The organism is Streptosporangium sp. NPDC004631, from assembly GCF_053601935.1.
In genome coordinates, this window is the sequence record NZ_JBSGCR010000003.1 from 177,998 (window position 1) to 204,115 (window position 26,118).

At 70.0% G+C, this 26,118-nt stretch carries 25 protein-coding genes; 3 read left to right on the forward strand and 22 right to left on the reverse strand.

Annotation, left to right across the window (positions count from 1 at the left end; all coding sequences use genetic code 11):
• Positions 1 to 51: 51 nt before the first annotated feature.
• The gene (locus tag ACWEF2_RS04185; RefSeq protein ID WP_453811718.1) at positions 52 to 3,210 is read right to left on the reverse strand and encodes a S41 family peptidase; all 3,159 of its coding nucleotides are present in this window, start codon (positions 3,208 to 3,210) and stop codon (positions 52 to 54) included.
• A gap of 66 nt (positions 3,211 to 3,276) precedes the next feature.
• Here ACWEF2_RS04185 and ACWEF2_RS04190 point away from each other — a divergent pair, with 66 nt between their 5' ends.
• The gene (locus tag ACWEF2_RS04190; protein ID WP_355595711.1) at positions 3,277 to 3,867 is read left to right on the forward strand and encodes a cob(I)yrinic acid a,c-diamide adenosyltransferase; all 591 of its coding nucleotides are present in this window, start codon (positions 3,277 to 3,279) and stop codon (positions 3,865 to 3,867) included.
• Between the two features lie 497 nt (positions 3,868 to 4,364).
• Here the strand turns inward: ACWEF2_RS04190 and ACWEF2_RS04195 are convergent, their stop codons facing one another.
• The 17 genes from ACWEF2_RS04195 to ACWEF2_RS04275 all read right to left on the reverse strand — a co-directional run bounded on the left by ACWEF2_RS04195 (position 4,365) and on the right by ACWEF2_RS04275 (position 19,700).
• Complete coding sequence (locus ACWEF2_RS04195; RefSeq protein WP_453811720.1) at positions 4,365 to 5,027, reverse strand: choice-of-anchor C family protein; 663 nt, start codon at positions 5,025 to 5,027, stop codon at positions 4,365 to 4,367.
• Between the two features lie 219 nt (positions 5,028 to 5,246).
• Positions 5,247 to 5,660, reverse strand: coding sequence for a DUF2550 domain-containing protein (locus tag ACWEF2_RS04200; RefSeq protein ID WP_453811722.1), 414 nt, complete (start codon positions 5,658 to 5,660; stop codon positions 5,247 to 5,249).
• Between the two features lie 39 nt (positions 5,661 to 5,699).
• Positions 5,700 to 6,107: a F0F1 ATP synthase subunit epsilon gene (locus tag ACWEF2_RS04205; RefSeq protein WP_355595717.1), complete on the reverse strand. Its 408-nt coding sequence runs from the start codon at positions 6,105 to 6,107 to the stop codon at positions 5,700 to 5,702.
• Positions 6,108 to 6,170: 63 nt separating this feature from the next.
• Entirely contained in the window at positions 6,171 to 7,598 is a 1,428-nt protein-coding gene (gene atpD, locus ACWEF2_RS04210) for a F0F1 ATP synthase subunit beta (RefSeq protein WP_453811724.1), read from the reverse strand.
• 1 nt (position 7,599) lies between these two features.
• A complete protein-coding gene (locus ACWEF2_RS04215; RefSeq protein ID WP_453811726.1) occupies positions 7,600 to 8,499 on the reverse strand; it encodes a F0F1 ATP synthase subunit gamma in 900 nt (299 codons plus the stop codon).
• A 3-nt stretch (positions 8,500 to 8,502) separates the two neighbouring features.
• Positions 8,503 to 10,152 carry a F0F1 ATP synthase subunit alpha gene (gene atpA / locus ACWEF2_RS04220; RefSeq protein WP_453811728.1) on the reverse strand — a complete coding sequence of 550 codons (1,650 nt, stop codon included), beginning with the start codon at positions 10,150 to 10,152 and terminating at the stop codon, positions 8,503 to 8,505.
• Positions 10,153 to 10,175: 23 nt separating this feature from the next.
• Positions 10,176 to 10,985, reverse strand: a complete 810-nt coding sequence (locus ACWEF2_RS04225; RefSeq protein ID WP_453811730.1) for a F0F1 ATP synthase subunit delta — start codon at positions 10,983 to 10,985, stop codon at positions 10,176 to 10,178.
• Positions 10,986 to 11,070: 85 nt separating this feature from the next.
• A complete protein-coding gene (locus ACWEF2_RS04230) occupies positions 11,071 to 11,619 on the reverse strand; it encodes a F0F1 ATP synthase subunit B (protein ID WP_453811732.1) in 549 nt (182 codons plus the stop codon).
• Between the two features lie 34 nt (positions 11,620 to 11,653).
• The gene (gene atpE / locus ACWEF2_RS04235; protein ID WP_453811734.1) at positions 11,654 to 11,881 is read right to left on the reverse strand and encodes an ATP synthase F0 subunit C; all 228 of its coding nucleotides are present in this window, start codon (positions 11,879 to 11,881) and stop codon (positions 11,654 to 11,656) included.
• Positions 11,882 to 11,944: 63 nt separating this feature from the next.
• On the reverse strand, positions 11,945 to 12,739 hold the full coding sequence (gene atpB, locus ACWEF2_RS04240; protein WP_453811736.1) for a F0F1 ATP synthase subunit A: 795 nt from the start codon (positions 12,737 to 12,739) through the stop codon (positions 11,945 to 11,947).
• A gap of 65 nt (positions 12,740 to 12,804) precedes the next feature.
• Complete coding sequence (locus tag ACWEF2_RS04245) at positions 12,805 to 13,020, reverse strand: AtpZ/AtpI family protein (RefSeq protein ID WP_453811738.1); 216 nt, start codon at positions 13,018 to 13,020, stop codon at positions 12,805 to 12,807.
• Between the two features lie 85 nt (positions 13,021 to 13,105).
• Positions 13,106 to 13,522 (reverse strand): hypothetical protein, encoded by a 417-nt coding sequence (locus ACWEF2_RS04250; protein WP_453811740.1) that lies wholly within the window; start codon positions 13,520 to 13,522, stop codon positions 13,106 to 13,108.
• 152 nt (positions 13,523 to 13,674) lie between these two features.
• Entirely contained in the window at positions 13,675 to 14,982 is a 1,308-nt protein-coding gene (locus ACWEF2_RS04255; protein ID WP_453811742.1) for a glycosyltransferase family 4 protein, read from the reverse strand.
• A 57-nt stretch (positions 14,983 to 15,039) separates the two neighbouring features.
• Positions 15,040 to 16,305: a serine hydroxymethyltransferase gene (locus ACWEF2_RS04260; protein ID WP_453811744.1), complete on the reverse strand. Its 1,266-nt coding sequence runs from the start codon at positions 16,303 to 16,305 to the stop codon at positions 15,040 to 15,042.
• A 112-nt stretch (positions 16,306 to 16,417) separates the two neighbouring features.
• The gene (locus ACWEF2_RS04265; RefSeq protein ID WP_355595741.1) at positions 16,418 to 16,798 is read right to left on the reverse strand and encodes a hypothetical protein; all 381 of its coding nucleotides are present in this window, start codon (positions 16,796 to 16,798) and stop codon (positions 16,418 to 16,420) included.
• A gap of 10 nt (positions 16,799 to 16,808) precedes the next feature.
• Positions 16,809 to 18,605: a hypothetical protein gene (locus ACWEF2_RS04270; protein ID WP_453811747.1), complete on the reverse strand. Its 1,797-nt coding sequence runs from the start codon at positions 18,603 to 18,605 to the stop codon at positions 16,809 to 16,811.
• A 210-nt stretch (positions 18,606 to 18,815) separates the two neighbouring features.
• Positions 18,816 to 19,700: a glycosyltransferase family 2 protein gene (locus ACWEF2_RS04275; protein WP_453811749.1), complete on the reverse strand. Its 885-nt coding sequence runs from the start codon at positions 19,698 to 19,700 to the stop codon at positions 18,816 to 18,818.
• Positions 19,701 to 19,772: 72 nt separating this feature from the next.
• Between ACWEF2_RS04275 and ACWEF2_RS04280 the strand changes: the two genes are divergently transcribed.
• Positions 19,773 to 20,516, forward strand: coding sequence for a polysaccharide deacetylase family protein (locus ACWEF2_RS04280; RefSeq protein ID WP_453811751.1), 744 nt, complete (start codon positions 19,773 to 19,775; stop codon positions 20,514 to 20,516).
• Positions 20,517 to 20,526: 10 nt separating this feature from the next.
• A complete protein-coding gene (locus ACWEF2_RS04285; RefSeq protein ID WP_453811753.1) occupies positions 20,527 to 21,090 on the forward strand; it encodes an arsenate reductase/protein-tyrosine-phosphatase family protein in 564 nt (187 codons plus the stop codon).
• Here the strand turns inward: ACWEF2_RS04285 and ACWEF2_RS04290 are convergent.
• From ACWEF2_RS04290 to ACWEF2_RS04305, 4 genes are read right to left on the reverse strand one after another with little or no spacing between them, the layout of a single operon-like run.
• Positions 21,053 to 22,531 (reverse strand): polysaccharide biosynthesis tyrosine autokinase, encoded by a 1,479-nt coding sequence (locus tag ACWEF2_RS04290; RefSeq protein ID WP_453811754.1) that lies wholly within the window; start codon positions 22,529 to 22,531, stop codon positions 21,053 to 21,055. The genes ACWEF2_RS04285 and ACWEF2_RS04290 overlap by 38 nt on opposite strands.
• Positions 22,528 to 23,784, reverse strand: a complete 1,257-nt coding sequence (locus tag ACWEF2_RS04295; protein WP_453811756.1) for a hypothetical protein — start codon at positions 23,782 to 23,784, stop codon at positions 22,528 to 22,530. The genes ACWEF2_RS04290 and ACWEF2_RS04295 overlap by 4 nt, the downstream gene beginning before the upstream one ends.
• Positions 23,781 to 25,067, reverse strand: a complete 1,287-nt coding sequence (locus tag ACWEF2_RS04300) for an O-antigen polymerase (protein WP_453811757.1) — start codon at positions 25,065 to 25,067, stop codon at positions 23,781 to 23,783. Before ACWEF2_RS04300 ends, ACWEF2_RS04295 begins: the two co-directional genes overlap by 4 nt.
• Entirely contained in the window at positions 25,064 to 26,113 is a 1,050-nt protein-coding gene (locus ACWEF2_RS04305) for a glycosyltransferase family 4 protein (RefSeq protein ID WP_453811759.1), read from the reverse strand. Before ACWEF2_RS04305 ends, ACWEF2_RS04300 begins: the two co-directional genes overlap by 4 nt.
• Between the last annotated feature and the right edge of the window lie 5 nt (positions 26,114 to 26,118).

Here is a 26,118-nt window from a genome sequence, read left to right on the forward strand (position 1 = left end):
TATCACCGGACAGATACGGATATCTCAGGTCGAGGGCCTGACAAATGTCACCTACCGGCGGGGCGGCAGCACCGGACGGCGGCGGGAGGGACGGTCCGCGGGGTCGGGCGGGGTCGCGGCCGGCCGCCTCTCCAGGGCGGCCAGCGCCAGCCGTACCGCCTCCTCGATCTGCGGATCCCGCCCACCGGCCCAGTCGCCGGGGGTGATGTCCACCTCCACGTCGGGCTCGACACCGTAGTTCTCCACGCCCCAGCCGAGCCCCTCGAACCAGAAGGAGTATCTGGGCACGGTGATGTACGTCCCGTCGACCAGACGATGCTCGTCCTCGGTGCCGATGACCCCGCCCCAGGTCCGGGTGCCCACCACCGGCCCCAGCTTGTGGATCTTGAAGGCGGCGGTGACGATGTCGCCGTCGGATCCGGCGTTCTGGTCGGTGACCGCGACCAGCGGGCCACGCGGGGCGTCTTCGGGGTAGGTCATCGGGTTCAGGCCCCTGGGCAGGTCCCAGGCGATGACCCGGCGGATCAGCTTCTCGATGACGAGCTCGGAGATGTGCCCGCCCCGGTTGCCCCTGACGTCCACCACCAGGGCCTCGAAGGTCATCTCCCTGCGAAGGTCCCGATGGAACTGCGCCCAGCCCTCGGCGACCATGTCCGGGATGTGCAGGTAGCCGACCCGGCCGCCCCCGAGCTCGCGGACGTGCGCCCGGCGCCCGGCGACCCAGTCCTGGTAGCGCAGGCGCCGGTCGTCGCGGAGCGGCGTGACGACGACCCGCCGCCCACCGCCCAGGGTCAGCTCCACCGGCTTGTCCGCCGCGCCGACCAGCAGCGCGGCGGGGCCCTCCGGCGGCACGGGGCGGCCGTCCACGGCGAGCAGCACCTCACCCGGATTGATCCCCACACCGGGTACGGCCAGCGGCGAGCGGGCGTGCACGTCCGAGGTCTCGCCGGGCAGCACCCGGTCCACCTGCCAGCGGCCGTCGTCGTTGCGGGACAGGTCGGCGCCGAGCAGGCCGACCGGCTCGGAGGCCGGGTGCCCCCAGGGCCCGGGGTAGACGTAGGCGTGCGAGCTGCCCAGCTCCCCGAGGACCTCCCAGAGCAGGTCCGCGAAGTCGTCGGCGGTGGAGACGCGCTCCACCAGCGGCCGGTACTCCTCCAGCACGGCGTCCCACTCGACGTCCGCCATGTCGGCCACCCAGAAGTCCGCCCGGATCCGGCGGCCCGCCTCGGTGTAGGCGTGTCTCCGGATGGCCCGGGGGTCGGCGGTGACCCGGATCCTGGAGAGGTCGACGGTCACGTCGTCGCCGTTCTTGCCGCCGACGGGACGGACCGTGAGCGTTCCCTTGTCGGAGACCACGAGCTGGCTGCCGTCCCCGCTCACCCAGTACCCGTCGAGCTTGTCGACCACCTCCTCGTGCTTGCGCCTGACGAGGTCGTAGTGGTCCAGGGCGGGCTTGGGGGCGTCGCTCCCCACCCGCTCCCGGTCCTCGCCCAGCTCCCCGGTCAGCGGCTCACGCAGCCAGACGAAACCGCCCTTGACCGCGCTGAGCGACGAGTAGCGCCCCTCGGGCACCGGCACCTGCACGACCCGGGCGTCGATGCCGTCCAGATCGACGGTGATCGCGTCGCACCTCCCCTTCTTCTTGTCGTCGTCGGGCTCGGCGACGGCCCGGCCCTCGGGGCTGGGCGCGAACGGTGACGGGGTGGCCGCCGCCAGCGGCACCAGGTAGGGGCGGTAGCCGAACGGGAAGGACATGTCGAAGGAGTGGGCGTCATAGACCGGGTCGAAGCCGCGGCGCGACAGGAACGCCAGATACTCTCCGGCGAACGCGGGCGAGACGTCCACGAACCGGCCGTCGGTGACATCGGTGACGACCCGGTCCACCAGCCTGGCCAGCCGGATCCTGCGCAGCGGCGTGGCGTCCGGATGCGACCAGGCCAGCCAGGCGGAGTCGGACGACCAGGCCAGGCCGTTGATCTCGCCGTTGGCGACGGCCAGCTCGGTGACCTCGCCGGACGCCACGTCCACCAGGAGCAGCCGGCCGTCCCTGGCCGCCACCGCGATCGTGCCGGCGTCGGGCGCCACCGCCAGGTCTCCGACCTCTCCCAGCCTTCCCGCGGCGATCCTGCGGCTCTCCCCGCCGCTGGCCGGACCGATCTCCAGCCCCTGGCGCTCCCCGTCGTCGAAGACCCACACCACCTGCTCGGTCCCCAGCAGGCGCGGCCTCCCCGCCGCCAGACCCGTGCTGAGCTGCCGCGCCGGACCGTCCTGATGGGTGATCCAGTGCACCGTTCCCTGGACCTCCACCGCGCTGGCCCGCCCGGTGGCGTCCACGGCCAGGTCGTGCAGCCGCCACGCCGCGTTGACCCGGTACGGCTGCCGCCCCCTCAGCGGGGAGCCGAGCCGGACGCCGAGCTTGCGCGCCTCGGCGTCCAGGTTGTCCAGCAGGTAGAGGTCACCGGCGTTCTGGTAGACGACGCGGACACCGTCGGTGGTGGCGTGCCGGGCGTAGAAGACGTCGTGGTCGGTGTGCCGGCGCAGCCCGGTGCCGTCCAGCGCGCAGGAGTAGAGGTTGCCGACGCCCTCGTGGTCGGAGAGGAAGACCAGGCGCCCGCCGACGAGCATCGGGCTGGCGAAGTGGCCGTCCACGTCCGTCAGGAGCCGGGTGAAGTTCTCGGGGAGATCACCGGCCGCCCGCCGTATCCAGAGACGCCCCGCCGTACCCCCTCGGTAGCGCTTCCAGGTCGCGGGGTCGCGGGCGAGGGAGGCGGTGAGCAGCGCCACCGCGTCCTCGGTGACCGACAGGTCGGCCACCGGCCCGTAGGGCAACCGCTCGGCCCGGCCGTCGGCGACCGCGTAGGCCCAGGTCCGGGAGACGAACGGCTGGCCGGTCGCGCTGGTCGTGAGGACCCTGCCGTCCGGCGTCCAGCCGCGCGTACGGGTCCTCGGATCGCCCCAGTAGGTCAGCCGCTCGGCCGATCCGGACGCCAGGTCGGCCAGATACACCTCGGCGTGGCCGTCACGGACACTCGTCCAGGCGACCTTCGTCGCGTCGGCGGAGAGACGGGGATGTGCGGCGGGCGCCCGGTCCGAGGAGAGGCGCCAGGCGCGGTCTCCGTCGAGGGGAGCGGCCCAGACGTCGTCGTCGGCGACGAACGTCAGCGTATCCCGGGAGATGTGGGGGAATCGCAGGTAGAAACCAGAAACCATCGGCAAATCATATTGTCCACTATCTGACTAATAGGACGTATTTCCTTGACAGATACGCTGAGCTTTATGACGCGAGCTGACAGAGACAAGCCGGTGGTCCTCTCCAAGATCTACACACGCACCGGCGACGACGGCACGACCGCGCTCGGTGACATGAGCCGCACCGGCAAGACCGACTCCCGGCTGGCGGCCTACGCCGACGTGGAGGAGGCCAACGCGGCGATCGGCGTGGCCCTGGCCATGGGTTCCCTCGACGAGGACGTCGCCGAGGTCCTCGTCCGGATCCAGAACGAACTGTTCGACGTGGGCGCCGACCTGTGCACCCCGGTCGTGGAGAACCCCGAGTTCCCGCCGCTACGCGTCGAGCCCTCCTATGTCGAGTGGCTGGAGGCGTGCTGCGACGAGTTCAACGAGCGGCTCAAGCCGCTCCGCAGCTTCATCCTGCCGGGCGGCCCCCCGGCCGTCGCACAGCTCCACGTGGCCAGGACGGTGGTCCGGCGGGCGGAACGGACCGTCTGGGCGGCCCTGGAGGCGCACCAGGACGTCAACCCGCTGACCGCGAGGTACCTCAACCGGCTGAGCGACCTGATGTTCATCCTCTGCCGGATCGCCGCCCACGGCGACGAGATCCTCTGGAAGCCCGGCGGCACCCGCTGACCCGGCCCCCACCGACCGGCGGCATCCGTCGGCACGGCGGCCACGCACCTCTTTATCTCCATCGGATGGCGTAATTCAGCTCAGGCCGAAACACCGGAAACGCGATGAAGTCAACCCTTCGGCAACGTCGCCGCTTTCTAAAAAACACGTCCCCAAGCCCACGAACGCGATTGCCGCCGACCAACATCCATCCAGCTCAAAGCCCTGAACGGGAAATGATGATCTCGTTTGCGCATCGAACTCGACCGAGACCGGAAACCCCACAAAGGACTCAGAGCAGAACAAAGTTCACAATCAGCCCATGGCAATATGAGACGCGGTTCATGACAAGCCTGCTACGCCTCCACCAGAAACTGGAGAAGATGCGTCAAACCCTGAGCCGGCGAGCGCGAAAGCCGTAGACGGGGCCGGGGTCCCAGTGGTGGGTCACCGGGACCCCGGGGATCGGGGGCGAGGCGGGGCCGAGGGCGGGGATCACCTTGTCGAGGGGGCGGAGGTCAGTCCTCCCTGGAGGTCTCGCCCCCGACGCCGAGGTCCAGGCCGATCCCGATGCAGCGGGGCCTCGGGATGACGACCACGTCATCGACGGCCGGGCCGTACACCCCGTCGGTGGTGGAGACCAGGCTCAGGGTGGCCCGGGTGTCACGGGCGCAGAAGGTGAACCTCTCCCGGACGTAGCCCATGTTCTGCGGGGTCTTGCCGGTGGTGTCGAAGGTGAAGTCCTTCTGGGTGGTGAGAGTCCCCTGCGTCACCTTGGCGTAGCCCGTCTTCACGACCGGGAGGCCATAGGTGTTTCCGGCCAGGGCGAAGCTGACGGTGTAGCAGCGGCCGACCGTGGTGGCGAAGGTCTGCTCGATCGTGCCGGGCCTGTTGCCCGACAGGTCGAGGGACTGTCTCCCCCTGGCAGGCGACCACGGGCCGCCGGGGCCGATCAGGTCGACGGACCCCGCCGTGACGTTCCACGCCCCGATGCCGGTGCCCGTGTCGTAGTACGCCTGCCCGGTGATCACCGGTGTCTCGAACCCGCCGTTGCTGATCGGCAGGATCGGCCCGGACGCCGCCTGGGCCCCCGGGGCGGTCAGGACGGAGCAGGCGGAGAGGGCGAGGACGGCGGTCGCCAGCCGGGCCGGTCGCCTGCCGCGGGTCAACGTAACAGTCATGGTCTTCCTCCTGTTGAGCGCGGTCCGCGCTCGTGACATGACGAGCAGCCCGGACGGCGGCACGCGACGCGCGAACGCGCCGGACACCGGCGGACGGCTACCCGGAGTAGTCAACGGAAGATCCACGGTAACGGAGGAGCGGGCCGTGGCCCGGACGGCACGCCTGGGCGGCCGGGAGGGAAAGACCGTTCGATACCGGCAGCAAAGACGGAGGGAGGGTCAGGCGACGTCGAGATAGGCGCTGGGCGGGGCGGACTCCAGCCAGGAGACGAAGCCGGTCAGCGCGCGGTAGCCCATGGCGAGCTCGAAGGCGCTCTCCCCGTTCCGGCACTCCAGCGCCGTCACACCCTCGATGAACCCGTAGAACTCACCGGACCCGACCTTGCGGCGCCCGGAAACGACAAGGCCGCGCCTCACGATCACGTGGCGCGGCCTTGGCAGCAGACCTATCAGCGGCATCCAGTTGAGCTGCCCGTCGGCGTAGCGGGCCACCCCCACCCGCCAGCCGCGCTCTCCGGACATCGGGCGCAGGCAACAGAGCACCGACCCCCGGGAGCGGGTCAGAATCAGCACACGCGAGGCGAGGAGGGCGACAAGCAGCGTCACCACGATGAGCACATCCAGTACCACCATGTCTCCGCCCTCACCAACCGTAACGCTCAGAAGCAGAATTTATCCCACTTCTTCGCCGGCCGCGCGCAGCCTGGCCCTGGCGCGCTTGGCTTCGACGGCGGCGTCGGCGTCCTCCTGGTCGGCCTCGATCGAGGCCTGCGCGCGCTGGAGGGCGTCCTTCGCCGCGGCGACGTCCACCTCGGAGCCGAGCTCGGCCAGTTCGGCGAGAATCGACACCTCGTTGTCGGCTACCGAGAGGAACCCCCCGTGGACCGCCGCGACGAGATCGGACTGGCCGTCACCGCGCTTGACCGTCAGCACACCGCCCTCGACGAGGACGCCGAGCACCGGCGCGTGTCTAGGCATGATACCGATCTCGCCATCGACGGTCTTGGCAATCACCATGTCGGCCTCGCCGGACCAGATCTCTCGCTCCGGCGAGACGACGCCTACTCGCAGCTTCGCCACTTTCTCTGACGTTCCTTTCGAACCAGGCACCGGTACGGCGGGCCGCACCGGTGCCGAAGGCGACTATCGGGCGAGTTCCTTGGCCTTGGCGACGGCCTGCTCGATGCCACCGACCATGAAGAACGCCTGCTCGGGCAGGTGGTCGTAGTCACCGGCGCAGAGGCCCTTGAACGAGGCGATGGTCTCGTCCAGCGGCACGAACTCACCCGGCTGGCCGGTGAACGCCTCGGCGGCGTACATCGGGTGGGAGAGGAAGCGCTCGATACGGCGGGCCCGGTTGACGGTGACCCTGTCCTCTTCGGAGAGCTCGTCGATACCGAGGATCGCGATGATGTCCTGCAGTTCCTTGTACTTCTGCAGGATCCGCTTGGTCTCCTGGGCCACGCGGTAGTGCTCCTCGCCCAGGATGAGCGGGTCGAGGATCCGCGAGGTGGAGTCGAGCGGGTCCACCGCGGGGTAGATGCCCTTCTCCGAGATCGGCCGGGACAGAACGGTCTGCGCGTCGAGGTGCGCGAACGCGTTGTGCGGGGCCGGGTCGGTGATGTCGTCCGCGGGGACGTAGATCGCCTGCATCGAGGTGATCGAGTGACCGCGGGTGGAGGTGATGCGCTCCTGGAGGACACCCATCTCGTCGGCCAGGGTCGGCTGGTAACCCACCGCGGACGGCATACGGCCGAGCAGGGTGGAGACCTCGGAACCGGCCTGGGTGAACCGGAAGATGTTGTCGATGAACAGAAGCACGTCCTGTTTCTGCACGTCACGGAAGTACTCCGCCATGGTGAGGGCGGAGAGCGCCACGCGCAGACGGGTGCCCGGGGGCTCGTCCATCTGGCCGAAGACGAGCGCGGTGTCCTTGAGGACGCCGGCCTCGTCCATCTCCAGCCAGAGGTCGTTACCCTCACGGGTACGCTCGCCGACACCCGCGAACACCGAGGTGCCCGAGAACTTCAGCGCGACCCGGCGGATCATCTCCTGGATCAGAACGGTCTTGCCGACACCGGCGCCGCCGAACAGACCGATCTTCCCACCCTTCACGTACGGGGTGAGCAGGTCGATGACCTTGATGCCGGTGGGCAGCATCTCGGTGCGCGACTCAAGGGTGTCGAAGGAGGGCGACGGGCGGTGGATGCCCCAGCGCTCGTTGATCTGGAGCGAGGCGGTCGGCACGTCCAGCGACTCGCCGAGGGTGCTCCACACGTGGCCCTTGACGACGTCGCCGACCGGCACGGAGATGGCGGCGCCGGTGTCGGCCACCGCCGCACCACGGGTCAGGCCGTCGGTGGGCTGCATGGAGATGGCACGTACCAGGTTGTCGCCCAGGTGCTGGGCGACTTCCAGCGTGAGGGTCTTCGTCTCGCCACCGAGGGCGACGTCGACCTTGAGCGCGTTGTAGATCTCGGGCATCGCCTCGACGGGGAACTCCACGTCGACGACGGGACCGGTGACCCGCGCGACGCGGCCCACGCCGGTCTCAACAGTCTGTGCAGTCATTTCACTCTTTCCCCGCTGCGGCGTCAGCCAGCGCGTTCGCGCCACCGACAATCTCGCTGATTTCCTGGGTGATCTCGGCCTGGCGAGCCTGGTTCATCTGCATGGTGAACATGCGGATGAGTTCGTTGGCGTTGTCGGTCGCCGACTTCATGGCCCGGCGACGCGAGGCGTGCTCGGAGGCCGCCGACTGGAGCAGCGCGCTGAAGATGCGCGACTCCACGTAGCGCGGCAGCAGCGAGTCGAGCACGTCAGCCGAGGTGGGCTCGAACTCGAAGTACGGCAGCGGCACGTCCGGCTTCTCGGAGGTCTCCTCGACCACCAGAGGCAGAATGCGCTTGATCGCCACCTCCTGGGTGAGCATCGACACGAACCCGGTCGAGACGATGTGGATCTCGTCCACCCCGTTCTCCTCCGAGAACGCCTCGATCAGCGTGTCCGCGATCCTCTTGGCGTCGGGGTAGGAGGGGTTGTCGGAGAACCCGTCCCACCGCCCGCCCATCTCGCGACCGCGGAAGGTGTGCCAGGTGATGCCCTTGCGGCCCACCACGAAGGGGATCGGAGCGACCCCCCTGCCCTTCAGCAGGGTGCTGAGAGCCTCGGCCTCACGCAGGACGTTCGCGTTGAAGCCGCCGCAGAAGCCGCGGTCGCTGGTGACGATGAGCACGGCCGCCTTGGCGGGCCGCTCCTTCGCCACGGTCAGCGGGTGGTCGACGCTGTCGGTGTTGCTGACGACGCCCGTGACCGCACGAGTGATCTCCCGCTCGTACGGCACGGCCGCCTGCATCCGCTGCTGCGCCTTGACGATGCGCGACGAGGCGATGAGCTCCTGGGCTCGCGTGATCTTCGCCGTGGACCTGACCGACTTGATCCGCCGCCGCAGCAGTCTTAGCTGGGCACCCATCGGCTACTTCTTCTCAGCCGTACGGACGTGCCTGGTGATCTTTTCCTGGCCGACCTCGGCCGCGTCGAGCGCCGCGATCGGCTCCTCGTTGACCAGCAGTTCACCCGAAGAGGTCTCGAAGGTCTTCTTGAACTCGGTGATGGCGTCCTTGAGCGACGTCACCGTGTCGTCCGTCAGATCCCTGGTCTCGCGGATGCTGTCGAAGATGCCCTTGCGGTCACGCGCCAGGTAGTCCAGGAAGTCCGTCTCGAAGCGGCGGATGTCCTCGACCGGGACGTCGTCGAGCTCGCCGGTGGTGCCGGCCCAGACCGAGACGACCTGCTTCTCGACCGGGAACGGGGTGTACTGGGGCTGCTTGAGCAGCTCGACCAGGCGCTGGCCCCGCTCCAGCTGGGCGCGGGATGCCGCGTCCAGGTCGGAGGCGAAGGAGGCGAAGGCCTCCAGGTCACGGAACTGCGACAGCGACAGGCGGAGCGTTCCCGCGACCTTCTTCATCGCCTTGATCTGCGCCGAACCACCGACTCGGGAGACGGAGACACCGACGTTGATCGCCGGGCGCACGCCCGAGTTGAACAGGTCGGTCTCCAGGAAGCACTGACCGTCGGTGATGGAGATGACGTTGGTCGGGATGAACGCCGAGACGTCGTTGCCCTTCGTCTCGATGATCGGGAGACCGGTCATCGAGCCCGAGCCCATCTCCTTCGACAGCTTCGCGCAACGCTCCAGCAGCCGGGAGTGCAAGTAGAAGACGTCGCCGGGGAACGCCTCGCGGCCTGGCGGGCGGCGCAGCAGCAGCGAGACCGCACGGTAGGCGTCGGCCTGCTTGGTCAGGTCGTCGAAGACGATGAGGACATGCTTGCCCTGGTACATCCAGTGCTGGCCGATGGCCGAGCCGGTGTAGGGCGCCAGATACTTGTAACCGGCCGGGTCGGAGGCCGGGGCGGCGACGATGGTGGTGTACTCCATCGCGCCCGCCTCCTCAAGGCGGCCCTTGACCTGGGCGATCGTGGAGCCCTTCTGCCCGACCGCGACGTAGACGCAGCGCACCTGCTTCTCGGGGTCGCCGGAGAGCCAGTTCTCCCGCTGGTTGAGGATGGTGTCCACGGCGATGGCGGTCTTGCCGGTGCCACGGTCACCGATGATCAGCTGGCGCTGGCCTCGGCCGATCGGCGTCATGGCGTCGACCGCCTTGAGGCCGGTCTGCAGCGGCTCCTTCACCGGCTGACGCTGGACCACGGACGGGGCCTGGAGCTCCAGGGCGCGCCGCCCTTCGGACTCGATGGCACCCTTGCCGTCCATCGGAACACCCAACGGGTCGACCACTCGGCCGAGGAAGGCGTCACCGACCGGCACGGACAGGACCTCGCCCGTCCGGCGGACCGACTGGCCCTCCTCGATCTTGCTGAAATCGCCCAGAACAACGACACCGATCTCCCGGACGTCCAGGTTCAGTGCCAGGCCACGCGTGCCGTCCTCGAACTCAAGCAGCTCGTTCGCCATCGCCGAGGGAAGGCCGGAGACATGGGCGATACCGTCGCCGCAGTCGACGACGGTCCCGATCTCCTCGCGCGCGGCGCCTTCCGGCTCGTACGCCTGGACGAAGCGCTCAAGCGCGTCCCGGATCTCGTCCGGCCGGATCGTAAGCTCCGCCATCTCTCTTCAGTCTCCCTATTCGCCTAGCCGGCCAACCGGCGGCGGACTTCTTCGATTCGTCCCGCGACGGTGGTGTCGATGAGATCGTCCCCGATCTGGACCGAGAACCCTCCGAGCACTCGCGGATCCACCTCGACGTTCACATGAACGTCTCGGCCGTAGGAGGTGCTCAGCCACGTGGCGATACGTCGCCTCTGCTCCTCGGAGAGCTCGACGGCGCTGCGTACCACCGCGACGAGGCGCTGCCTCTGTGCGGCGACCAGGCTGCCGAACTCGTCCAGCCCTCTGTCCAGGCTACGTCCTCGCGGATGCACCACAACCTGTGTCACCAGGCGGAGAGTGGCGGGCACGACCTTGCCGGCGAGCAGGGAGCCGAGCAGCTCCCGCTTGGCCTGCTCGGTCACGGCCGGATCGGACAGGGCCCGGTGCAGGGGGAGGTCCGAGGCGACGATGCGCCCGAACCGGAACAGCTCGTCTTCGACGTCGTCGAGCCTGCCCTGCGCCTCGGCCTCGGCCGAGGCGGCGGTGACGCCGAAACGCTCAAGGGCGTCGACGAGGTCACCGGCACGCGACCACTTCACGGAGACGGCCTGGACGACCGTCTCCAGAGCGGCGTCGCTGACCTTGCCGTCCAGGAGGACCCGCACGGCCTGCGCCTTCTGGGCCGCCGGGCGGGCGGGGTCGGACAGGTAGCGGCGGAGCCCGTGCTCGCGGTCGAACAGGTCGGCGAGCGCGAAAAGCTCGTCGGCCAGCGAGCCGAGGTCGGCGCTTCCCGCCACGGCGTGGAAACGCTCCTCGACCTCGGCAAGCGAAGCCCTGCTCAGGCCTCTCATCGGTCGCTCACCACTTCTCGCTCGCTACGCGGCCCGTCCGTCTCTCGCGGACGGCGGCGCTCGCTGAGTCTGGCTCGCTCCACCATCAGCGAACCGCCGCGTTGGTGGACTCAAGCTCCTCCAGGAACCGGTCGACGGTGCGGCGCTGGCGCACCTCGTCTTCGAGGGACTCGCCGACGATGCGGCCGGCGAGCTCAACCGAGATCCGGCCGATCTCGTTGCTGAGCTGGGCGAACGCCTGCCTGCGGTCGGCCTCGATCTGCTCGTGCGCCGCCTTGATGAGACGGCTCGCGTCCGCCTGGGCCGCCTCGCGGAGCTCGGCCTTGATCTGCGCACCCTGCTCGCGCGCCTCCTCACGCAGGCGCGACGCCTCGTGACGAGCCTCGGCGAGCTGGTCCTTGTACTGCTTGAGCAGCGCCTGAGCCTCGACCTGGGCGTCCTGCGCCTTCTGGATCCCGCCCTCGATGGCCTCGGTCCGCTCGGCCAGGGTCTTCTGGATACGCGGAGTAAGGATCTTACCGACGACGACGAGGACGACGAGGAACGCGAAGACGCCGACGACGAGCTCGTAGAGGTGCGGAAGGAGAGGGTTTGTTCCCTCCGCCGCCGCCAGGAGTGAAGCTGCCTGAATCATTGATGCAGCCTTCCGTCAGTGGTTTTCCTGCGTCTTACATGCCGAACATGAACGGCGCGACAAGGCCGATCAGGGCCAGCGCCTCGGTGAGGACGAAGCCCAGCAGCATGTTCTGGCGGATGAGGCCGTAGGCCTCGGGCTGGCGGGCGATGGCCTGGACGCCCTGGCCGAAGATGATGCCGACGCCGATGCCGGGGCCGAGCGTGGCGATGCCGTAGCCGATGGAACCGATGGAACCGGTGACCTCAGCGAGGACGCTCATTGTCTTTTCCTTTACTGGTCGGCCGGTGGAATCCTCTCCACCGGTCTGGATATTCGAGAGGGGTCAGTGACTGGGGTGGAGCGAGTTGCCGATGTACATCGCGGCGAGCATGGCGAAGAGGAACGCCTGCAGGAACTGGATGAACATCTCAAAACCGGTCATGGCGATCGTCATCACGACACCGATTACGCCGATGGGGGCACCGAGCGGCGTGAGCTTCTCGAAGAGGAACCAGAAGCCGACCAGGCTGAAGAACGCCAGGATGATGTGGCCGGCGAACATGTTGGCGAACAGCCGCACCGCGTGCGTGAAAGGCGCGATGATCATGGTGGAGAGGAGCTCGATCGGTGCCAGGAGCAGGTAGATCGGCTTGGGCAGCCCCGGCGGGAACATCATGTTCTTGAAGTAGCCGATCAGCCCCTGGTGCTTGATACCCAGGTAGACCTTGAGGAAGTAGACGCCGAGCGCCAGGACGATCGGGAAGGCGATGTGCGAGGCGACGGGGAACTGGAGAAGGGGGAGGACCCCCATGAGGTTCCAGATCCAGACCAGGAGGAAGATGCTGAGCAGCGGGCCCATCCACCGGTCGGCGTCCTTGCCGAGGAACGGCCGGGCGACCTGGTCGCGGACGAACATGTAGCCCATCTCGCCGATGTTCTGGACCCCCCGGGGCACCAGCTTGGGCTTGGCGAAGGCGGACCAGCAGAAGGCCACGACGATGAGCGTGCTCAAAAGCGCCAGCAGCACCGGCTTCGTGAACCAGACGACGCCTGGAATGATCGGCGGGGAGTCGAAAAGCTCAAGTCCCGGAGGCGTGAACTTGTCCTCCCCGGAAGCGAGGAGCGTCAGCGTGCTCACGCGGCGTTCCCTTCAGCGTGGTAGTGAATCGAAATGGTCGTCGGCGAAGCGACCGCCGCCGAAGGCTAGCGACCGTGCTTCCGGTAGACCAGATAGACGGCCAGGGCGACACCGAGGATCAACCCGATCGGCATGAAGATGACCACGCCGGTCCACTTTGACAGCAACCACCCGGCACCGCCGTAGAGAGCCATCCCGGAGAGGAGATAGCTGGGGATCGACCAAGCGGCGCCGGCGAAGTCGCGGGCGTCGTCCTCGGGTCGGATTTTCTTCTCGCTCATCGCGGGCATGACGATAGCAGCCACCATCAGGACTAGTCATATCGGGCTGGGTAGGCCCCGCGAGGATCTTACGCCCCATCGCCGTTCACCCGGGCCCGGGGGACTCGCCGCCGGGGTCGGCGTAGAGGAGTTTGAGCTTCATGAAGCCTCGCATCTCACCGACCGTCCAGGCGACGACGGCGACGACGGCGGCCCCGCCGAACGCCTTCGGCTCGAACACGGTGACGTCCTTGAACGCCTTGAGCAGACCCATGAGGATGAGGACCTTCACCGCGTAGGAAAGCACGGCGGCCGTCATCATCACCACCGGTGAGATGCGGCCGGCGAAGGAGACCACGACGAGGCCGACGGTGAAGAACACGCAGACGACGACCGTTCCAATCGCCGCGCCCAGGGCCCCCTCGCCGGCGGCCAGGAGGGCGGCGACAACGACCGCGACCACCCCCACCAGGAGGGTGGGTATCGCGGCCCCTTTCAGGAGGCGCACGTCGTCGGCCTGCATCGACACTCCAAGTAACTTTTATCAAGCGAGCGATTGCTACCTTACAGGGCCCGTGTGACCGGGTCGCTGCTAGTGAAAGCTATCACAAGCTCTTGGAAGAGCACCTTTACCTGCCGTTTCAAGTAAACGATCAAGATATTTCCGGAAGGCGGTCAGTCGAGCGTCTCAGGCTTCGAGAACCCCTGGCCGGGAGCGGTGAGTGACAGATCGGGCAGCGCGGACAGCACCGCGGTGTCGTCGTCGGCCGCGGAGCGCCGGGGGCCGGGGGCCTGCGACGGCAGCGGGGGGATCCGCCTGGCGGGCTCCCGCTCGGAACGGCTGTGACGCCCCGCGGCATGCGCTCCCCCGCCACCGCCTCGACGGGTGCGCCAGTGCGGCAGCGCCATGACCACCAGCACGCCGACCGCCAGCAGCACGGTCAGCGGGAACAGCACGAGCGGGACGCCCTCGGCGGCCATCGCCACGACCGCGAAGGCGAACAGGAACGTCCAGGCGTACATGATCAGGACGCTCCGCCGGTGCGAGTGGCCGATGTCCAGCAGCCGGTGGTGCAGGTGGCCCCGGTCGGGCGCGAACGGCGACAGGCCGTTGGAGGTGCGCCGGACCACCGCCATGACCAGGTCGAGCAGCGGCAGCACCAGGATGGCGACCGGCACCAGCAGCGGGAGCACCACGGGGAAGCGGTTGATGGTGGTCGAGTCCAGCGGGGTGATGGTGATCATCGTGGAGGCCAGGACCAGGCCGATCAGCATCGCCCCGGTGTCGCCCATGAAGATCTTCGCCGGATGGAAGTTGTGCGGCAGGAAGCCGAGGCACACACCGATGAGCACCGAGGCGATCGCCGCCGTGATGTTGATGCTGGTGTTGCCGTAGTCCTTGGAGAGGACGACGGAGTAGGTCCAGGTGGCCATGGCGGCGATGCCGACGATCCCGGCCGCCAGCCCGTCCAGCCCGTCGACGAAGTTCACCGCGTTGATCATCACGACCACGACCAGGATCGTTATCAGCGGGCCGATCGTGGAGTCGAGGATGACCGGCCCGCCCAGCGCGGTGGGCAGGGGCAACCAGGGCAGGCTGACGCCGTAGGCCACCATGATGGCGGCGGCGCCGATCTGCCCGGCCAGCTTGACCAGGGCGCTCATCCCCAGCCAGTCGTCCAGGAAGCCGGTCAGCGTGATCAGGCCCCCCGCCGCGATCAGCGCGATCACGGTGTTCCCGTCGGCGAAACCGCCCTCGGCCAGCTTGCCCCCGGCGTACGGCAGGCGACCGGCCACCAGCAGACCGGCCACCAGCCCGCCGTACATGGCCAGGCCGCCGAGCCGGGGCGTCGGGATCGTGTGCACGTCCCTGTCACGGACCTCCGGCATCGCGCCGATGCGGATGGCGAAAACGCGGACCAGCGGGACCAGAAGGTAGGTCACCGCTGCCGCGACCAGTGCCATGAGTAGGTATTCGCGCACGGACCTAGTTTCGCTGATAGGTCGGCCAACTGTGACCGAAAAACAACACAGAACGCCTCATACTTCCCTGGGATATGCCTGATGATCCCGCGCCAGCTCCCGCACCCGCTCCCTGGTTTCTCCCACTGTGTCGGGGTTGCGGATGACTCGCGCGATCATGGAGGCCACCTCCTTCATCTCCTCACCCCCCATCCCCTGGGTCGTGACGCAGGGGGTGCCGACCCGGATCCCCGACGTCACCGTGGGCGGCTCGGGGTCGTAGGGGATCGCGTTGCGGTTGAGCGTGATCCCGGCGGCGGCGCACCGCTGCTCGGCCACCGCGCCGGAGACCCCGGTGTCCCGCAGGTCGATCAGGGCCAGATGACTGTCCGTACCCCCGGAGACGGGTCGCATACCCTCCGCGGCCAGCGCGTCGGCCAGCACCTGGGCGTTGGCCACCACCCGGTGCGCGTACCCGGCGAACTCCGGCCGGAGGGCCTCGCCGAACGCCACCGCCTTGGCCGCCACCGCGTGCATGAGCGGCCCGCCCTGGACGAACGGGAAGACCGCCCGGTCGATCCTGGCCGCCAGCTCCGCCGTGCACATGACGCCGCCGCCTCTCGGACCGCGCAGCGCCTTGTGCGTGGTGAAGGTGGCCACGTCGGCGTACGGCACGGCGGACGGCAGGGCACCCCCGGCCATCAGCCCGATGGTGTGCGCGATGTCGGCGAGCAGCCAGGCGCCCACCTCGTCGGCGATTCCCCGGAAGGCGAGGAAGTCGATCTTCCGGGGGTAGGCGGTGGCACCACAGATGATCATTTTGGGCTGGTGGCGGAGCGCCAGCTCCCGGACCTCGTCGTAGTCGATCAGCTCGGTGTCCCTGCGCACGCCGTACGCGACGACGTCGAACCACCGGCCGGAGAAGTTGACCTTGGAGCCGTGGGTGAGGTGGCCACCGTGGGAGAGCGCCATGGCCAGCACGGTGTCGCCCGGCTGGAGCAGCGCGGCGTAGGCGGCCAGGTTGGCCGAGGCGCCGGAATGGGGCTGCACGTTGACGTGCTCCGCGCCGAACAGCCGCCTGGCCCTGTCGACGGCGAGGTTCTCGGCCCGGTCGACGACCTCGCAGCCGGCGTAGTAGCGCCTGCCGGGATATCCCTCGGCGTACTTGTTGGTGAGCGTCGATCCGAGCGCGGCGAGCACGGCGGGCGAGGCGAAGTTCTCGCTCGCGATGAGCTGGACGCCGTCACGGAGCCGATCGAGCTCGTCCACCAGGACCTGCGCGACCTCCGGATCCCGCTGCTGCAGGAGGCCGAAGTCGGGCCCGTAGTACGGCTCAGCACCCATGACTCACATCCCGGGGATGACGACTCACCTCACTGTATGCCCGGATGCCTCATTTTCCCACGTCAATTGGGCGTTTCTCAGATGAGGAGCGTCTCATCGGAAAAGGTCTTTCTCAGGAGAACGCGTGCGGAGCCCCCGCGTTGACCGGCACCCATCGGGGGGTGTCGGCCGCCTGGTCGCTGATCGAGGTGAGGACTGCCTGGCGGTAGAGGCCGAGGCGGGTACGCCACTCGGTCATGTCCTCCACATAGCGTCCCGAGACCGGAGCGTCCCAGACGTCTCTGCTCCTGGCCAGCCGGTAGGCCTTGTCGAGGGTGGCGGTCAGCGTGTCCAGCGCGGGAAGCACCTGCCGCCACATCATCACCAGGCGCTGGTACTCGGGGTTGAACTCCCACGAGGTGACCGCGTCGGCGGAGAGCGGGCCGGGTGCCGCCGACGCCGGAGGGGTCTCCCCCGGCCGCAACGGCTGCGGGGCAGGCGGATCCACGAACATCACAGGCTCCTCACTCCGTCCCACCGGATCGGCCGCCACCGGATGGCGGGGCCGACCGCGGCGAATCTCCCGAATCCACGTCGTCCGCCGCGTCGCCGGAACCGGCGTCCGCGGTGGACCACACGCCCTCGTCTCCCGTCTCCCCCGCACGGAGCAGTACGTCCGGACCATCCGGCGTGTACGGCGGTCCGGCCCGGTACCCGCTGTCGGCGAACGTCGCGGACGCGTCGGGACTCACCGGGCCCGCCTGAGCCGAACCGGCGTCACCGTCCTCCGCCCACTGGGCGAGCACCCCCTCGGCCGTGCCGCCGGTGACGTGCGTGCCACCGGTCGAGTGCGTTCCCGTCGAATGGGCGCCACCCGAGTGCGTCCCCGTGGAATGCGTCCCCGCCGAGTGGGTGCCGCCCGAGTGGGTGCCGGTGTCGTCGAAGGGGGTGCCGACGAGCGGGGATACGGTCTCGCCGCCCGTACCCGGCGGCCGGCCGCCCTGGTCGAGGGCGGGTTCGGCGGTGTCGGGCACCGGGAAGGCGGGCTTGACCGACTTCAGCGCCTCGTTGGGCTCGACCTGGCCCGGCCGGTCGGACCCCGCGCCGTCGACGCCGGAGCCCCCGTCGGTCAGGAGGTCGGCCGAGGTCACGACCGAGGGGTCGTCCAGCAGCGGGAGATCCTCGACGTGCTTCAGCAACTCGCCGACCTCGGCCGCGCTGGGCGAGTCGAGCGGGATCTGCAGCATCTTCACCCCGTGCACCTCCACGACCTGCGGGCGCGACCCGCCTGTCTGGTCGATGTCGTCGGGGTGGTCCTTCCGGAAGGTGTCCAGGATCTCGATCTTGCCGTCGCCCCGGGGAGACGTCTCGTCGCCCTTGGAGCCGGTGTCCCCCTTGAGGTCGGTGTCCTTGAGGTCGGCGTCGACCTTGGCGGAGGAGTGCCCCTTGGCGTCGGTGTCCTTCCCCGGCCCCCCGGAGTCGGCGCCCCGGTCCTTCGACCCGTCGGAGCCGGAGTGACCGTCCCTGGGCGAGCGCTCGTCGCCCTTGGAGCCGGCGTCCCCCTTGGGGTCGGCGTCGACCTTGGCGGAGGAGTGCCCCTTGGCGTCGGTGTCCTTCCCCGAGCCCCCGGAGTCGGCGCCCCGGTCCTTCGACCCGTCGGAGCCGGAGTGACCGTCCCGGGGAGACGTCTCCTCCCCCTTGGAGCCGTTCTCCGGCTTGGAGTCGGGCTTCGGGTCGGATCCGGTGTCGGGCTTCGTGTCCGGCGGGGAGTGGGGCTTCCGGCCGTCTTCCGGGGCGTTGCCCGCCGACTGCCCCCCGCCCTGCTGACCGCCGTCGTGCTGACCGCCGCCCTCCGGCCGGACGGCGGGTTTGAGATCCTCGGCCTTCGGCGTGTCCGGCCTGGCCCCGGAGTCGTGCGACGTCTCCGGCTTCGACGCCTCGCCCCGCGCGTCCGCCACCTTGGGCGTCTCCGCCTTGGCGTCCTTGTCCTTGGTCTCCTCGGCCTGGGGGGCCTCGCCCCGCGCGTCGGCGACCTTGGGCGTCTCGGCCTTCGGCTCCCCGATCTTGGGCCCCGGCTGGGACGCGCCCTCCTGCTTGACCTTCCTCTCCAGGAGCTCCACCCGGGCGGAGACGTCGCGGACCATCTCCTCGCACGCGTCGGCGACCTGGGACGGCCGGTGGGTGGACTGCGAGGACAGGCCCGCCGCGCTCATCAGCCGGGCGACCCGGCCCTCGGCGGTCCTCATCTGCTCCGCCGCCTGTCGCACCTCGGACAGCAGATCACGGACCAGCTTGGGGTCCATTCCGTCTAACTTGCCCATGGACGTCTCCCGGATGTGTCGGCCACCTCACGGTACCGGTGGGACAGCCGCGCGTCACGACGATGATTCAGACGATATGGATCATTGACACCGGCCGCCGGCGTCCATGTCCGAGCCGGTGAGACCGCAACCGTCACGGCCGTCCCCGGGGTCGTCCCCACGGGACCGTTCCGGGGAAACCCCGCGGGACCGTTCCGGAGAAGGAGGTGATCAGGTCCTGGAGTAGATGTGGCGGCGGGCCGGGAGCAGGATCCCGGTGATGCCCTCCAGCCGGCCGACCAGCCGCTGCAGATGCCAGCCGGCCTCCGCCCAGCGTGCCCGGACGACACTCAGCAGCGCGCCGCCGAGCGGTCTGGCCAGCGTCCTGAGCCGGTCTCGCCGGCCGTAGTGCCTGCGGTACACCCGGCCGGTCCCCCGCGCCACGTGGCGGGCCCTGAGCCGGGACTCCCTGGTGCCCGCCGCGGGAACGGAGGGGTTGTCCTCGTAGACGGTGATCCTCGGGTCGTAGGCGATCGACCAGCCGCTCCGCAGCCCGCGCAGGAGCAGGTCGGTCCCCTCCCCGGACTGCCACGGTGTCGGGCAGCCCGCCCCGAGCCCCTCGTCGAAGTCTCCCACCGCGCGCATGAAGGACGAGGTGTAGAAGCACGTCGCCTCGATGGCCTGGGACCACACGGTGGTGCTGTCGAGGACCGCGGGCTCGGAGCCGAAGGCCAGCTGGGCCGGTCGCCCGGCCGCGTCGAGCAGCATGCCGGAGACCACCCCGCGCTCGCCGATCGCCTCGCGCACCCGGGCGAGGGTGCCGGGGGCGTACCACGTGTCGTCGTCGGGAAAGCCCACGATGTCGTAGTCGCCGAGCGCCGCCACCCCGGCGTTGCGCCCGGCGGACAGGCCGCGCGGCGTGGTCACCCGGCGGATGGGCAGGCGGTCCCGCCAGCGCTCGACGACCTCAGCCGTCCCGGTTCCGCCGCTCTGGTCGACGACCATCATCTCGGTGACCGGCGAACTCTGCTCAAGCACCGAACGGAGCAGGCGGTCGAGGGTCTCGGGCCGGCCGATCGTCGTGACGACCAGAGCGACCCGTGGAGTGGGATTCACGTCGATATGGTAGGCCAGCGCAGCAAGATGCGATTGGAGCCTTCCATAATGATTCGCAGGAACAAGTCACCGATGGTGTGGGTCTACCACTCTGTGGCGGAATTCGACCGTGACCCACTCCGGATCACGGTCTCGCCGGCCAGTTTCCACCGCCACATGCGCTGGTTACGTGACCGGGGTCTGCGCGGCGTCACGATGCGCGAGCTCCGCGCCGCCGAGGCGAGGGGCGAGGCCGCCGGCCTGGTGGGACTCACCTTCGACGACGGCTACACCGACTTCGCCACGACCGTCGTGCCCGCCCTGCTGGAGTACGGCTTCACCGCCACGGTGTTCGTCGTCGCGGGCCACGTGGGGAAGAACAGCTCGTGGGACCCGGGGGTCCCCAGGGACGTGATGACGCCCGGGCAGCTCCGCGAGGTGGTCGCCGCGGGCATGGAGATCGGCTCGCACTCGCTCACCCACCCCAGGCTGCCGTCGGTGGACGGCGACCGGCGGCTGTCCGAGGAGTTCACGACGAGCAGGGCGATGCTGGAGGACCTGACGGGCGAGGTGGTCGACGGGTTCTGCTACCCGTACGGGCAGCACGGCGCCCGCGAGGTGGAGGCGGTCACCGAGGCGGGTTTCGGCTACGCCTGCGCCCTCTGGCACACCGAGCACGCGGGCCTGTTCGCGATGCCGCGCATCGAGCCCTTCGACGAGACCGGGCCCGCGGGTCTGCGGGGCCGGGTGCTCGCCCACCAGATGAACAAGACCTACCCCAACATCCGGGGCATCCTCAAGGATCGCTTCGGTCTTGATCTCTCACCTCGCGGCTAAAATAGACGAGGTGAGAGAGGACTTCCGGATTCTGATCGTCTGTACGGCGAACATCGTCCGCTCTCCGATGGCGGAAATGATCGCCACGGCGATGCTGCGGTCCTCCGCCTGTCCGGTCCTGGTGGCGAGCGCGGGCACCCACGCCTGGGTGGGCCACCCCATGGCGCCGTACGCGCTCGCCACTCTGAAGAACCTCGGCCTGGACGGCTCGGCGCATCACGCGCGACCGCTGGACAGCGCCCTCGTCAACGACTCGGATCTCATCCTCACGATGGAGACCGGGCATCGGGGCTCGGCGGTGACGATGGAGCCGACCGCGATGCACAAGACCTTCACCCTCCGCGAGTTCGCCCACCTCGCGGAGGGGCGGAAGGTCCGCCACCGGTCCGACACCGTCGGGCGGGCGCACGCCGTGGTCCGGGCCGTGGCGAGACGCCGGGGCGCCCCGGGCCGCCACCATCCGGTCGAGATCGCCGATCCGTACGGCGAGCCGCCGGAGGAGTACGACAGGTGCGCCAGGGTGATCGGCGGCTCGCTCAGCCGCGTGCTGGGGGAGTTGCTCGGTCCCCGCTGACCGGCGTGCTCCCCCTCTTCGACCTCCGCCCGGCGGCGGGCAGGGCCCGGTCCTGGACGACGTCGTGCATCTGGAGCTGGGGCTGGGGTTGTGCCCCGTCTCGCACGTAGGGGCCGTACCGGTCGGCAGCGGGCGCCTTCCCGCAGTTGAAGACCAGGCCGATGACGCGCCCCCTGGCCGTCTCCAGGATGGTCAGCGCCTCGCGCAGTTCCTCGCGCCTGGTCTTCTTCGCCCGCGTCACGACGATGGTCCCGTCGACCTCGGGCACGAGCACGGCCGCGTCGGTGACGGGCAGCAGGGGCGGGGCGTCCAGGATGACGTAGTCGAAGCCCTGCGACAGCCGGTCCAGCAGGTCCCGCATGCGCTGGGTGCCCAGCAGCTCGCTGGGGTTGGGCGGCAGCGGTCCGCTGGTGAGCACGGTGATCCGGTGCGGCCCCGACGTCGACTGGGCGACCTCGGACAGCTCCGCCCTCCCGGTGAGCACGCTGGTCAGCCCCGCCTCGCCGACGAGCCCGAGCATCCCGGCGAGCGCCGGGCGGCGCAGGTCGACCTCCACCAGGATCACCTGGGCGCCCTCGGCCGCCAGCGCCCCGGCCAGGTTGACCGCGGTCGTCGACTTCCCGTCGCCCATGAGCGGGCTGGTGATCAGGAACGTCTTCGCCGGACGGTCGACCCCGGCGAAGCGCAGGGCGGTGCGCAGCTTGCGGTACGCCTCGGCGCGCGGGCCGAACCGGTCGCCGACGAGGGGGGTGGCCTGCGCGCCGGCGTCCTTGGGCACCATGGCCAGGACGGGCTGGTCGCTCAATCGCATCAGGTCGGCCGCGCTGTGGATCCGGGTGTCGAGCGCCTCGCGCAGGGCGCCGAGGCCGACCCCTCCGACGAGCCCGAGCGCGAGCCCCAGCACGACGTCGAGGACGATCCGGGGGCTGCTCGGCCGCTCCGGCACCGCCGCGTCCCTGACCACCTTCACGCGGATCGCGGAGATCTGGGTCCGGTCCGGCGTCTCCAGCTCCGCGACCACCGCGACGAGTCGCGCGGTCACCGCGTTGGCTATCTTCGCCACGGTCGCCCCGTCGCCGTACCGGGCGGTGATGTTGAGCAGGACGGTGTCGACCGGCACGTCCACCTCAAGCCTCGCGGCCAGTTCCTCGGGCTTCAGCGGCAGCCCGAGATCCCTGATCACCGGCCTGGTCACCGTCGGGGTGGTGACGAGCGCGGCGTAGGAGCGCACCCTCTCCTGGGTGAACAGGGTGCCCTGGTATCTCTGGTCGATGCTGGACTGGCTGCCCTGGGCGACGGAGACGAACAGGGTGGTCGTGGTCTTGTACTCCTCCGCCTGCAGCAGGCCGATCCCGAGTCCGGCGCCGGTGCCGACGACGGCGAGCAGGATCACGAGCAACAGGTTTCTACGGACTCCGGCGATCAGATCTCTGGCGTTCACAGGTGCTCTCTCGACTGACGGGGTGTTACCGGCGGCGTGCGTGGAGGCACGGCGGCGAAGACGACGGTGAGCAGGATCAGGGCGCTCAGGAACCCGGTGGCCTCGACCAGTGAGCTGGCCGTGGCCGCGCCCGTCGCGCCGGCCAGCGCCGCCCCCACGCTGACCGCCAGCACGCGCCCTCCGGCCACGGCCACCCGCAGGACGAACAGCATGCGGACCCGTTCCATGGCGCGGAGCACGCCGTAGGGCCCCAGGCCGAGTCCCTCGATGACCAGCAGGGCGGTGAAGGCGAGGACGAGCGGCCCCACGTCCGCCCAGGACTCGCCCAGGAGGGCCTGGCCGACCGAGTCCGGCAGAAGGGCCGCGACGGTGCCCGCCAGGGCGCCCACGGCCCCGCACAGCAGCCCGGCGGTGGCCGCGGACCGGAGCATCCGGCCCGGTGCCGCGGACCTGAGCCGGGAGAGCTCGCTGACCACCACGACCCGGCCGGCCGCCATCACCACGTTCGCCGGGCCGAACAGCGTCAGCGCCGCCCGCCACGCGCCCACGGCCGCCGGGCCCGCGATGTGCCCGAGGACGATCAGCACGGCGTAGCCCGCCAGGGAGAGCGCCCCCGTCTCCACGAAGTACGGCCGGACCAGCTTGCCGTACTCGCGCAGCCAGCGGCGCGGCGCGGTGAGCCGGGGCAGCGTCCCCGCCTGGCCCACCGCGAGCACCGCGGCGACCAGGCCGCCGAACCCCCAGCCCGCCACCAGCCAGCTCAGCCCCGCGCTCATGTGCAGCGCGGCGAACGCCGCCGAGACCTGTACCACCCCGCCCACGATGTCGACCAGCACCGTACGGCGCTGCCGGCCGATCGCGATGAACGCCAGCCGGATCGCGTCCCAGACCAGCAGGGCGGGCAGCAGCAGGGCGAGTACCACGGCCGACCGCCAGTGCGAGCCGATCAGCAGGGGGGACACGGCCAGCAGCACCACTCCGGCGACGGCGCCGAACACGGCCGCGGAACCGGAGCTGTCCGCCAGCGCCCGGCGCACCGCGGCGTCCCCCTCGGGCCGCCGGACCAGGAGCGGCTCGCTGACCGCGGCCCGCGACAGTTCCACGACCACCACGTAGAACCCGTAGAGGAGGGCGAACTCCCCCAGGGTGACGACCGAGACGTTGCCCGCCACGAGAATCATGAGGGCGAAGTTGCTTCCGCTGCAGATCACATGGTCGGCGAGGGTCCACATCCCCCGTCGCGCCGCGGTCACGTCTTCATCCCGGGATCTCGCCGCCGGTGCACGAGCAGGGCCAGGAACATCGCGCCGGCGAGGGTGGGGAAGGCCCGGCCCTCACCCCAGTAGAAGTATCTGACCAGGTCGACCAGGCCCACGTACAGCAACGGGTAGAGGACCAGGCCGCGCAGCTCGCCCGAGCGCATCCAGCGGTAGCAGACGCCGACGGCCAGCCCCGCCGCCGCCCAGAAGAGCAGGCCGCCGGCGAGCCCGTAGTCGGCGAGGGGCGCGAGCATGCCGCCGGTGTTGTTGTACTCGGGGTTGCCGAGCCGCCACAGCAGGCCGGGCCAGACCCGGGCGGGGTCGAAGCCCAGCACGGACTCCGGGGTCAGCAGCGCGGACACGCCGGGGAAGTTCCACAGGAACCCCACGGTGTAGTACGGCCAGGCGAGGCCGGGGCCGATGTGGTCGACCACGATGGCGGAGTTGTTGTAGGCCGTGGCGTAGTAGCCGGTCAGCCGGCGCAGCACGAACTCGGGGTAGTCGATGTGCACGATCGAGGAGTAGTGGGACCAGCTGCGCACGTATTCGAACGTGCCGAAGAGCGTGACCAGCGCGAAGGGGGCGAGCAGCGGCAGCCCGGCCCAGAGCCAGCGGTAGTGGCGCCGCCCGTCGCCCGGCCGGAGCGTCGAGACCACGGCGAGGATCGGCAGCATGATCTCCATCAGGGCGAGCCGCTCGGAGTTGAGCACGACCCGCGCCACCGTCAGCCCGGCGAGCAGCGCGAACATCGCGGTGTGCCGCCCGCCGCCGAGTCTGCGGTCCAGCAGGAGGCAGACCATGGCCAGCGGGCCCAGCTGGGTCAGCGTCGTCACCCCGCCGATGGTGGCGAGGTCGGACTTGATCGCGTCGGCCGAGCCGGGGCTGAGGGCGAAGACCTTCGTCAGGTCGGCGAGGCTGAGTCCGCTCGACACCGCCGAGGCCATCCAGGCCGCGTAGCCCATCACGGTGAGCACGGCGGCGGCGCGGCCCGCCAGGAGCAGGAGCCGGCGCTGGCCGGGGTTGACCGGTATGTCGCCGGCCCGCACCGTCCTGGCCAGCGACGGCAGCATGCAGCCCACGACGAAGACGCCGATGAACGCCGTGACGGTGAGCGCCTTGCCGTCGTCGAAGATCTTCGGCGTCCGCCACCACTCGCGGAAGCTGTCGTCCCCGATCAGCCCGGCCGCCAGCAGTCCGGGCACGGTGGCGAGCATCGCGGTCCAGGCGGGGTGGAGCCACCATGCCCCCTCGCGCAGCGGCAGCCGTACGGTGCTCATGCCGTGGCGCCCCCGCCTTCGGCCAGGGAGGTGAAGACCTCGGCGTGGCGGCGCGCCGAGGTCTCCCAGGAGAAGAGCGCGGCCCGGCCGATCCCCCTGGCCCGTAACTCCGCGGCGGCGGAGTCGTCGGACAGAATGCCCTCCAGCGCCGCCGCGATGCCTCGCGCGTCGAGGTCGGAGACGAGCACGGCGGCGTCGCCGGCCACCTCGGGCAGCGCCGCCCGGTCGGAGGTCACCACCGGGGTGCCGCAGGCCATGGCCTCAAGCACCGGCATTCCGAAGCCCTCGTGCCCCGAGGGGAAGGCGAACACCGTGGCCGCCCTCATCAGGGGTGCCACGAGTTCGTGCGGCACCTGGCCGAGGTAGCGGGCGTGCGGCGCCTCGGCCAGCACCCGCTCGACCTGCCCCGAGCCGATGAATCCGCCTCCGGCGACCACCAGGGGGACTCTCAGGCGCGCGGTCGCCTCGGTCAGGGCGGTGACGTTCTTACGCGGGTCGAGGTTGCCGAGGTAGAGCACGAACCGGTCGGGCAGTCCCAGCGGCGCGAGGAGGGCGCCGTCGCCGTCGCCCAGGGGGTGGAAGCGGCCCGCGTCCAGCCCGTGCGGGATCACGTGGAGCCGCGCGGCGGGGAGGCCGAAGACCCGGCTGATCTCGCCCGCCGAGTGGTGCGAGACGGTGATCACCGCGTCGGCGACCCTGGTGAGCCTGCCGACCCTGGCCAGCCAGGTGCGCTTCCAGAGCGCGCGGGCCAGCCCGGGGACCGGCGCGTCCTCGACGCCGTGCACCGTGGCCGCGATCGGCACCCGGGAGCCGATCAGCGCCCCGGTGTCGGCCGGGAAGTGCAGCAGGTCGGCACGGCCGGGACGGGCCGGCCAGAGCAGGCCGTCCGCGACGGCGTAGGCGAGCTGCCTGGCGCCCCCGCCGAGCCCGTCGCCCATGGGGACGAGGGCCTCGTACTCGATCCCGAACCGGGCCAGCGAGGTGTAGAGCGTCTGCGTGTAGGAGGTGTTGCCGCCCACGTTGCGGCGGAGGACCTTACCGCTCACCGCGA